Raw genomic sequence first — 10,813 nt, 5'->3', positions numbered from 1 at the left:
AAGTAATAGTCCGCAATAATTTTTTCATAATATAAGTGATTTTTAAGTGAGTTACCAAAAATTGGATGATAGTAATGTCTAAAATTACAATTTTTTATGCTAATAATATGTTAATTTTTTATAAATTCACTTAAATTAAGTGTCTTTTTATCATTATAAAAATATTTTATGTTAAATAAAATGCGTTAAAATTCTGTGAAAAACTGGAAGCAGAATAGTGGCAGAAACAAAAAAGAGACATTCCGGGAAACGTCTCTTCTCAATGATGTGTTTTTAGAATCTTATGGAGTTTTTATATAATCGATTTATAACATTTCCTACACTTGCAGATTAAAATCTTTGTTGATTCAATTCCAACTTGGTCAGGAAAAATCAAAAATAGAACAGAGAAATTTATAGTGGGAATTTTGTTTTCATGTTTATTATATTAATCTGAATTGTTAATAATAATGGTAGAAAGTTTTCATGTTTTGTTTATAGTAAAAATAATAAATAATATTTTATTATTGCATATAATTTAATAAAATTTGTTAAAATTTTTATTTTCAATTAAAAGAATGGGGGTTTTATGAAAAATTAACTTTGTATTTACCTTTTCACTGCTTTTACATGGCAGTTCTTTGCTTTTTATGTTCGGGGAATAAATATGTTCTCTGTTTTAAGTATTTGAAAATCATTTAATTTATCAACCTGAAAACAGGCTCATTTCTTTTAATTTAAGCTGTTTCAGCGAATTTAAAGGAGTGTTAAATATTGTTAATATAAACAATTTCTCACTCCAATGTCTTGAAACATAACATAACTAAAGTCTACATTTGTGCCTTGAAATTATGAGAAACTATATCGTTTATTTTTTGACAACTCTTTTTCTGCTGTTTGTAGTAGAAAGCAAGATCAATGTCAAAACTCTGCGAAACGATTATACAAGTCATACCTCTCAGAATTTACCCAAAAAAGCAAACCGTTTAAATCAGACCTACGAAAAGCTTTCTATTCAGCAGAATCCGGATGATATATGCAATGCATATTCACTGGAGCTTACAGAAGATGATTTTCAGCTGTCCGATACCTTTCAGACAATGGTTGTTTTCGCCAGCATCTTCACACTGGTCTATATTTTTGGTTTAAAAAGTTTTAAAAAATTAAAATCAGCTGTTCATGGCTGTCTATCAGAATACGCTTCTGTTAAAAAATTCATTCTGATTCGTTCTATCAGAATTTAAAATCCCCTTTTCCCACTTATTTCCTGTCGGTTTGCTATCCGTCGGGAAATCCGACGTTATAATTTCCGGCAATAAATTATACCGTTAATTTCTCCAATTGCCATTTCATATTTAAAACATTAACGATTTACATAAACTCTAGAATTATGATTAAAAGAGTTGTCGCAAGCATTGCGCTAAGCAGTATTTTATTGTTCACTGGTTGTAACAAGAAAAAAGAAGAAAAAGAAGAAGCCGCAGTTTATCCGGTAACCTCACCCATTGTGATGGGTACCGCGATCGACAAAGAATACGTGGCGCAGATCAGATCCGTAAAGAACATTGAAGTTCGTGCACAGGAAAAAGGTTTCCTTGAAAAAATCTTTGTGGATGAAGGACAGTTTGTTCATCAGGGACAGACCTTATTCAGAATTATGCCGAAATTATATCAGGCAGAATTACTGAAAGCTCAGGCAGAAGTTGCTCAGGCAACAATTGAGCTGAAAAATGCAAGTACATTAGCCAGTAACAATATCGTTTCCAAAAACGAAAGAGCGATGGCTAAAGCAAAGCTGGATGCAGCCAATGCAGAAGCTAAATTGGCACAGATACACTTGTCATTTACAGACATTAAAGCTCCTTTTTCGGGAATTATCGACAGAATTCCGTTGAAACTGGGAAGTCTGGTAGATGAAGGAGATTTATTAACCTCTCTTTCCGATAACAATGATATTTATACCTATTTCAACGTTTCGGAGCCGGAATATCTTAACTATCAGAGAAATGTAGCTTCAAGAGGAAGTAATATGGTGGATCTGGTAATGGCAAACGGAGATGTTTTTCCACAGAAAGGACAGGTTCAGACCATTGAAGGAGAATTTGACAGTGAAACAGGAAACATCGCCTTCAGAGCAAAATTCCCAAATCCAGATAAACTTCTGAGAAACGGAGAAACCGGAAAGGTAAGAATGACTTTACCATTGAAAAATGCTTTAATCATTCCTCAGAAAGCCACTTACGAAATTCAGGATCAGAAATATGTATTCGTAGTGGATAAGAACGGAGTGGCAAAGTCCAAAAATATTAAAATCGCTTATGAACTGCCTGATGTGTATGTAGTAGCTTCAGGACTTTCAACAGGAGATAAAATCTTATTGGAAGGTGTTCAGAAAGTAAAAGACGATCAAAAAGTTCAGACAAAAGTTCAGGATCCGAAAAAAGTTCTTCAGTCATTAAAATTAAAAGCAGAGTAATACGCTCTAATGAAGTAAGTAATTATGTTTAAGAAATTTATTCGCAGACCTGTTCTGTCTATCGTAATCTCTTTGATTATCGTATTTATGGGAGTTTTATCCCTTTTGAAATTACCGGTTACCCAGTTCCCGTCTATTTCTCCGCCCAAAGTAAATTTTACAGCGGATTATCCGGGAGCGAACAACGAATTGCTCATCAAATCTGTTGTTATTCCTCTGGAAAGAGGTTTGAACGGGGTTCCGGGGATGAAATATATGACTTCCGATGCCGGAAACGACGGAGAAGCTTCTATTCAGGTGGTTTTCGATCTGGGAACCGATCCGAACGTAGCGGCAGTAAACGTGCAGAACCGTGTTTCTTCGGTAGTAAACAAACTTCCGCCGTTGGTAGTGCGTGAAGGGGTGAAAATTACCCGTGAAGAACCGAACATGTTGATGTACATTAACCTGTACAGTGACGATCCTAAAGCAGACCAGAAATTCCTTTTCAACTATGCAGATATCAATGTAATGTCTGAATTGAAAAGGGTAAGCGGAGTTGGTTTTGCAGATATCCTCGGAACCAGAGAATATGCAATGCGTATCTGGCTGAAACCTGACAGATTAACAGCATACAGTATTTCTGCAGATGAAGTGATGGAATCTCTGAATAAGCAGAGTTTAGAAGCTTCTCCGGGAAAAACAGGGGAAAGTTCAGGGAAAAGATCCCAGTCATTTGAATATATCTTAAAATATCCCGGACGTTTTAATAATGAAAAGGATTATGGAAACATCATCCTTAAAGCAAAACCGGATGGAGAGTTTATTAGACTGAAAGATGTTGCAGATATCGAATTTGGTTCTTCCATGTATGATATTTATTCTACATTGAATGGTAAACCTTCAGCAGCGATTACAGTAAAACAATCATATGGTTCCAATGCAAGTGACGTTATCAAGAACGTAAAATCTTTGATGGAAGAACTGCAGAAAACCACTTTCCCGAAAGGAATGCATTACGACATTAGTTATGACGTATCAAAATTCCTTGATGCTTCTATTGAAAAAGTAGTTCATACGCTTTTTGAAGCCTTTATTTTGGTGGCAATCGTTGTATTCTTATTCCTGGGAGACTGGCGTTCCACCTTAATTCCTGCTTTGGCGGTTCCCGTATCCTTGGTGGGTACTTTTGCAGTAATGTCCGCCTTCGGAATTACCTTAAACATGATCTCTCTCTTTGCGCTTGTAATGGCGATCGGGGTTGTAGTGGATGATGCGATTGTGGTAATTGAAGCGGTTCATGCCAAGATGGAGGAGAAGCATTTATCTCCGCTAAAAGCAACTGAAGAAGCCATGCATGAGATCAGCGGAGCGATTATCGCAATTACTCTGGTAATGGCATCCGTATTTATTCCGATTGCATTCATGTCTGGTCCGGTTGGGGTTTTCTACCGTCAGTTTTCCATTACTATGGCTTCTGCAATCATCCTTTCAGGGGTTGTAGCTTTAACATTAACGCCGGCTTTATGTGCTTTAATTTTAAAAAATAACCACGGAAAAGCTAAAAGAAGAACTCCGATTACTATTTTCCTTGATAAATTCAACGGATTATTTACAAAAGGAGCGAACAAATATGAAGGAATGCTAAACAAAACAGTGAAGAAAAAAACAATTACTTTACCTTTACTATTAGCCTTCTGTGCATGTACATTCTTTTTAAGCAACTCATTGCCTTCAGGATTTATTCCTGCGGAAGATCAGGGGATGATTTATGCGATTATTCAGACTCCTCCCGGTTCTACGCTGGAAAGAACCAACCAGATTGCCAGAGAATTATTGAAAGAATCTGAAGATATCGACGGAGTACAGTCTGTTTCTTCATTGGCGGGTTACGAAATCCTTACCGAAGGTACAGGTTCCAACTCCGGTACTTGTCTTATTAACCTTAAAAGCTGGGAAGACCGTAAAGAATCTGCGGCGGAAATTATAGAAAAGCTTGAAGAAAAAGCGAAAAATATTCCGGGTGCGAATATAGAATTCTTCCAGCCGCCTTCCATTCCGGGATACGGTGCAGCAGGTGGTTTCGAACTTCGTCTGCTCGATAAAGCAGGAAGTGGAGATTATCAAAAAATGGAGAAGGTAAGCAACGACTTCGTAAGGGAACTGAAAAAGCGTCCTGAACTGGGTTCTGCATTTACATTCTATTCCGCGAGTTTCCCTCAGTATATGTTGAGAGTGGATAATGATCTTGCCGAGCAAAAAGGAGTGACGATTGAAAATGCAATGGATAATTTATCCACCTTAATCGGTTCCAACTATGAAACCAGTTTCATCCGTTTCGACAGACCTTATAAAGTAATTGTTCAGGCGGGACCTCAATATCGTGCCTTACCAAGCGATCTTTTGAAACTGTATGTGAAGAATGATAAAGATCAGATGGTTCCGTATTCAGATTTTATGCATCTGGAAAAAGTATATGGTCTTTCTGAGATTACCAGACACAATATGTACAATTCTGCCGAGGTAAGTGGTACTCCTGCTCCGGGTTACAGTTCCGGACAGGCAATTGCAGCCATTCAGGAAGTTGCGGATAAAACACTTCCGAGGGGTTTTGGAATTGATTGGGCGGGGATCTCTAAAGATGAGGTAAGCCGTGGAAACGAAGCTATTTTCATCTTCCTTGTGTGTTTAGGATTCGTTTATCTTATTCTTTCCGCACAGTATGAAAGTTTCATTCTTCCGTTACCGGTAATTTTATCTTTACCGACGGGTATTTTCGGAGCTTTCTTATGTCTGAAATTATTAGGACTGGAAAACAATATTTACGCTCAGGTTGCCATGGTCATGCTGATTGGTCTTTTGGGTAAAAATGCTGTACTGATTGTGGAATTTGCCGTTCAGAAAAAAGCGGAAGAAGGAATTCCTGTAGCGCAGGCTGCGATTGAAGGAGCTGCAATTCGTTTCCGTCCGATTTTGATGACCTCATTTGCATTCATCGCAGGTCTGATTCCGTTAGTGGTGGCAACAGGTCCCGGAGCAATAGGTAACCGAACCATTGGTACTGCGGCAGCGGGTGGAATGCTGATCGGAACTATTTTCGGATTGATGATTATACCGGGATTGTACTACATTTTTGGAACAATTGCCGATAAATCGAGACTGGCAAGATATGAAGAGGAAAATCCTTTGACAGAACAAACAGAACCGTACCAACACGACGACAAACATGAAGATTTATAATAAAAGATATATAGCAGCCATCGCCTTATCGCTTGTTTTAGCAGGCTGTAAGGCGCCAATGGCGACCGTGGTAAAAGATGAGGTAAAAGAAAATATTCCTCAGAATTTTAATCAGCAGGATCAGGGTGATGCCAATAATAACAGCGGAACAACACCTTGGAGACAGTTTTTTACAGATCCTAATTTAGTAGCCTTAATAGAAACTGCTTTAAAAAATAATCAGGAGCTTATGATTACTTTGCAGGAGATTGAGATTGCAAAAAGTGGTGTTTTAGCTAAAAAAGGGCGATTAACCCCTACGGTTTCTGCAGGAGTAGGAGCAGGAGTGAAAAAAGCAGGACGCTACACCAGTGAAGGTGCTGGTGATGCAACCACACAGATAGAACCCGGAAAAGATATGCCTGATCCGCTTGGAAATTTTGAGGGCGGTTTAATGGCAAACTGGGAAGTGGATATCTGGAAAAAACTGAGAACGGAGAAAGAATCTGCTGTTGCCCATTATCTTTCTACTGTAGAAGGTAAAAACTTCGTTCTTTCCAACTTAATAGAGGAAGTTGCCAATAATTATTATGAATTATTAGCGCTGGATAACCAGTTGGATATTATTCAGCAGTATACAAAATTGCAGCAGAGAGCTCTGGAAATATCAAAAATTCAGAAAGAAGCTGCAGCAGCAACTGAACTTGCCGTAAAAAAATTCGAAGCCGAGCTGGCAAAGTCTAAAGCTTCGGAATTCACCATCCGTCAGGAAATCACGGAGAAAGAAAACGAAATCAATGCGCTTTGCGGACGTTTTCCGCAACCAATTGTAAGATCAAAAGGAGACTTCATGGCGATGATTCCTCAGACGGTTTATACGGGGATTCCGTCCCAGTTACTGGCGAATCGTCCCGATATCAAACAGGCTGAACTGGAATTAAAATCTTCAAAACTGGATGTGGAAGCGGCAAGAAAAGAGTTTTATCCGTCTCTGGAAATCTCTGCAACATTAGGACTGGAAGCCTTTAAACCTTCTTATCTTGTTAAATTGCCGGAATCTATGGCTGCAAGCTTAGTGGGTGAACTGGCAGGACCTCTTATTAATAAAAGTGCTATTAAAGCCAACTTTCAGACGGCAGATGCAAGACAGATTCAGGCTTTGTATGAGTATGATAAAACCATCCTGAATGCTTATCTGGATGTTGCCAATTTAATGTCTAAAGTAAAAAACATCGATCAGTATTACAAACTGAAGTCTGAAGAAACACAGGCTTTGGAAAAATCAATAGATATAGCCAATCAGTTATTTAAAAATTCAAGAGCAGATTATCTGGAAGTTCTTCTGAACCAAAGAGACGCTCTGGATGCCAAAATGGAACTGGTGGAAGCTAAACAAAAACAGCTGAGTACAGTTGTTGATATTTACAAGAGCTTAGGCGGAGGCTGGAAGTGATTTGTAAATCCTTAATGTTTTAAAAAGAAAAGAGGCTGCCCGTAAGGAACAGTCTCTTTTCGATTAAAACTGAAAACTCTAATAAAAAGGTTCATATTTCAGAACCTCCTTCCCAATTTACCTGTAAGACACAGGACTAATTTATTTCTTCACGGTTATTATCTTTTTTAAAAAAAATGGTTATTAGTTTTCAAAAAAATTAAATTTAAAAAAAACCAGCCTTCCAAAAAAGTAATTTCTCCTGTTAAGGAAGGTGGTAAGATTTATGAATAGAATCATGTTTATTAGCTTTTCAAAATTTATCTTTGTGCTTTTTTAGTGCTTCCTTTCTATTCAATAAATTTATAAACGGCTTAACTAATTTTATTTTTCTTTGATTTTCTGGTTCGAAATTATAACCTTATGGTGAAATAAAAAAACAAATGTGGTCATTATTCATAAATTAAGACAATGCCATTGCTGTCTTTTTATTTATTAATTACCTGATTTTCAGTTTGTAAATTTGTAAAGTAGAAATAATACTATACCCTGTTTTAATTCATTAATCTTTGATAAAAAATGATCTATTTTGTGTACTTTTGAGGACTTAACACACAGGATTATTTAACAGGGTGAAAGAAAAATTATTTTTTATTCTTTTTTTCGGGTTTTTTAGTTTAGTATTATCTCAGGAAAGTTACAGCGATTATTATAAGCTTAGGCTGAAATATGAAGACTTTCCCGAAAATGATACGAAAGCATTTCCGTTTATTAAGCCGTATATTGATATGGCAAAAAAGGAGAAGAATTACCAAAAGCTGGTTCAGGGCTATAAAGATGCCGTTTATTTTTCTTCCTTAAACGAGAATAAACTGAAATATGCGGACAGCATGATCTGGGCCGCCAATAAAACGAATGATGATGATCTTAAAATTGTCTCCCATATTGATAAAGGCGTTATTTATTATTATCATTATAAAAAATTTCAACTCGCTCTTAACGAATATCTGGAAGCATACAAATATTCAAAAAATACTAAAAATGAATATCTGAAGTATCAGAATCTTTATCATATCGGGGTTGTAAAAAGTTATCTCGGCTACTATGAAGACGCTTCACAGCTTTTTACAAAATGTCTGGTTTATTACAGAGAGAAAGCGAAAGAAATAACAAAACTTCATCCCAACGAAATTTACAATAATAATAAAGGATATTTCAACAGCCTTCATCAGCTTATTATCTGTTACCGGAATCTCGGGAAAGACGGAGAAGCAGATGAAGCAATACAGACTGGTCTTTCTGAAGTAGGGGATAATCCGGAATATGCTTTAGAGAAAGGCTATTTTATTTTAGCCAAAGGAATTTCAGAATATAAAAAAAATCAATTTCAGGAAGCTTTAAAAGATTTTAATCAATCGCTGCCCGTTATTAAAGAAAGCCGCGATTTTGCAAGACTTTCGGTAAGCTATTTCTATATCGGAAAAAGTTTTTCTGGGCTTAAAAAGACCAGACAATCTATTGTTTATTTTAAAAAAATTGATTCTATTTTTCAGAAGCATCAGTTTATTCTTCCGGAGCTGAGAGAAAATTACGAACTCCTGATCGATTATTCCAAAAAAGAGAAAAATCAGGAACTTCAGTTATATTATACAAGTCAGTTACTTCGTGCAGACAGCATCATGTCCAAAGATTTCATTTATCTGTCTCCGAAAATTCATAAAGATTATGATACCAATACCTTACTGGAAGAAAAAAATAAACTTCAGAAAATAAATTATCTCGGAACTGTTATTATTATCGTTTTGATTATCTGGGGAATCGGTCTGGTTATTCTGCTTACCAGAAGGCATAAAAAATCTAATGAAATTCAGAAAAAATATATTATGGTGGAAAAGAAATTTATGGCAAGCCATAAGAAAGAAGAGGCGAATGAAATAAAAGAAATTGTTCCACAGATTGAAGAAAAAAAACTGACGATTACAGAGAATAAAGTTGAAGAGCTTCTGAAAAAACTTAAAACTTTTGAAGATAAAAAAGGTTTTACACAAAAAGGCTTAACCATTGGCAAATTAGCCGCCCAACTAGGTACTAATTCAAACTACCTCTCACAGGTGATTAACGAATATAAAAAGGCAAATTTCAATAAATATTTAAGCGAACTCAGAATCAATTACATTACCAATCTGCTTTTTGAAGATAAAAAATATCTGAAGTACAGCATCGAAACCCTCGCAAAAGAATGCGGAATAGCTTCCAGACAGAATTTTTCTGATCTTTTCTACGAAATCAACGGAATTCGTCCGACGGATTTTATTAAAAAGAGGAAAGAAGAGTTAGAGGATAACGGAGAGACATAATAACTGCCTTTATGAAATTTCTTAAACAAAATTTTACTAAAATTATTCTCGGATTCTTTGTGGCTGTCTTCTGTTTTGGGATTTTAAAACAAATCCTAGATCCCAATTTTTCTAAATACAACTCCTTTGAACAGCATTTCAATGGAGTTGTAGTCTACGATAAATATGATTATATGAGTCATGCTTATTTAGTTAAAACTTCAGATTACAAAAAGTTCTATTTAGATGATTTGAATATTTTCACTTTAATTGATACCGGAGACTCAATCGTAAAAAATAAAAACGTTACTTATTTTATCCTTTACAAAAAAGACCGACGTAAAATTTTCTACGATATGTACACTAAAAAGTTGAAAGTTTTAAACTCAAAATAATATAATCATCATTGGATTATATGTTTTCAATCAAAATTGTACCCGATAAAAAATAAGAGGATCTCATTTGAAGGTAAAATTATTTTCTGTTTCAAAAAAAATTAAAACTAAAAAATAACACGTCGAGTTTTGTCGCATTACTGCAATAGCTTTGTCTTATCAAAATTACGAAGTTATGGAACTGCCATTATATCTAAGTTTTAACGAATTTGAAAATACCTATTACGACAACCTTGAAAAATGGTTTGAGGAATATCAGAATACAAGTGAAACCGACTATCTGAAAAAACTTTCGAATCTCTACAGTCCTTTTTTGTATTACAACTTTGCCAACGACAGAATTCAGGCGGATGCTTCCCTACAGATTAAAGACTGCTTTTTTCCTTATTACGACAAAATAGGGATTTCTTTCTGCACCACCTGTGAAAACGGAAAACCTGCCAGAAATTCAAAGAAAATCAATCATCAGTTCGAATGGAAAACCGTTACGATGATGGAATATGCACAGCATATTTTAGATAAAATCAACAGATACTTGTCGAAAAATAGTAATAAAGAAGATAAAAATAAAAGCGTGCTGGATTTTATCAACGATTTTGAAATCATCACTTCGCGTGAAGGAGCGGGATATTGTGTGAATTACAACCAACACCAAACAACAATTCCTTTTCTGAAAGCTTATCTTCCGGTTCAAGGACAAACGGTAAATATTGCGGTATACAGAGATTTTCTGTTTTCCGTTGTTCAGATCGCAGAATGTATTGATCAGAAATTAAAAGAAGTGCAGGCCTTTGAAAGCATGATCTATTCTAAACTGAAATCAGAAGCGAAATTTAAAGTGCAGATGAGCCATCAGTTTTTAACGATGTCGAATTAACCAAAACACCAAAACATTCATATAGCTAAATTGTAGTTTGAAATTAGTTGGTACTTTTTCAAACAGAAAATCCCGGTTGAAAAACTGGGATTTTTTTATCGTTGATGGTTGTTATTTATT

The 10,813-nt window shown here is 35.6% G+C and carries 7 protein-coding genes; all 7 read left to right on the top strand.

What is annotated here, in order from left to right; all coding sequences use genetic code 11:
- Positions 1-830 precede the first annotated feature (830 nt).
- Entirely contained in the window at positions 831-1,223 is a 393-nt protein-coding gene (locus WFK35_RS15700; protein WP_336733388.1) for a hypothetical protein, read from the top strand.
- 146 nt (positions 1,224-1,369) lie between these two features.
- The gene (locus WFK35_RS15695; protein ID WP_336733387.1) at positions 1,370-2,455 is read left to right on the top strand and encodes an efflux RND transporter periplasmic adaptor subunit; all 1,086 of its coding nucleotides are present in this window, start codon (positions 1,370-1,372) and stop codon (positions 2,453-2,455) included.
- A gap of 24 nt (positions 2,456-2,479) precedes the next feature.
- Positions 2,480-5,674, top strand: coding sequence for an efflux RND transporter permease subunit (locus WFK35_RS15690; protein ID WP_336733386.1), 3,195 nt, complete (start codon positions 2,480-2,482; stop codon positions 5,672-5,674).
- Positions 5,661-7,106: a TolC family protein gene (locus WFK35_RS15685; protein ID WP_336733385.1), complete on the top strand. Its 1,446-nt coding sequence runs from the start codon at positions 5,661-5,663 to the stop codon at positions 7,104-7,106. Before WFK35_RS15690 ends, WFK35_RS15685 begins: the two co-directional genes overlap by 14 nt.
- 611 nt (positions 7,107-7,717) lie before the next feature.
- The gene (locus tag WFK35_RS15680; protein ID WP_336733384.1) at positions 7,718-9,442 is read left to right on the top strand and encodes an AraC family transcriptional regulator; all 1,725 of its coding nucleotides are present in this window, start codon (positions 7,718-7,720) and stop codon (positions 9,440-9,442) included.
- Positions 9,443-9,453: 11 nt separating this feature from the next.
- On the top strand, positions 9,454-9,816 hold the full coding sequence (locus WFK35_RS15675; protein WP_336733383.1) for a hypothetical protein: 363 nt from the start codon (positions 9,454-9,456) through the stop codon (positions 9,814-9,816).
- A gap of 175 nt (positions 9,817-9,991) precedes the next feature.
- On the top strand, positions 9,992-10,693 hold the full coding sequence (locus WFK35_RS15670) for a hypothetical protein (protein WP_336733382.1): 702 nt from the start codon (positions 9,992-9,994) through the stop codon (positions 10,691-10,693).
- Positions 10,694-10,813: the final 120 nt, after the last annotated feature.

Origin of the sequence: Chryseobacterium sp. VD8, assembly GCF_037149975.1 — a bacterium.
Taxonomy (GTDB): Bacteria; Bacteroidota; Bacteroidia; order Flavobacteriales; family Weeksellaceae; genus Chryseobacterium; species Chryseobacterium indicum.
The sequence above is the reverse complement of the archived record's forward strand: the minus strand, read 5'-3'. Positions and strand labels throughout refer to the sequence as shown.

Coding starts and splice junctions, on each gene's coding strand:
- WFK35_RS15700 (WP_336733388.1), top strand. CDS start 831: ATGAGAAACTATATCGTTTATTTTTTGACAACTCTTTTTCTGCTGTTT.
- WFK35_RS15695 (WP_336733387.1), top strand. CDS start 1,370: ATGATTAAAAGAGTTGTCGCAAGCATTGCGCTAAGCAGTATTTTATTG.
- WFK35_RS15690 (WP_336733386.1), top strand. CDS start 2,480: ATGTTTAAGAAATTTATTCGCAGACCTGTTCTGTCTATCGTAATCTCT.
- WFK35_RS15685 (WP_336733385.1), top strand. CDS start 5,661: ATGAAGATTTATAATAAAAGATATATAGCAGCCATCGCCTTATCGCTT.
- WFK35_RS15675 (WP_336733383.1), top strand. CDS start 9,454: ATGAAATTTCTTAAACAAAATTTTACTAAAATTATTCTCGGATTCTTT.
- WFK35_RS15670 (WP_336733382.1), top strand. CDS start 9,992: ATGGAACTGCCATTATATCTAAGTTTTAACGAATTTGAAAATACCTAT.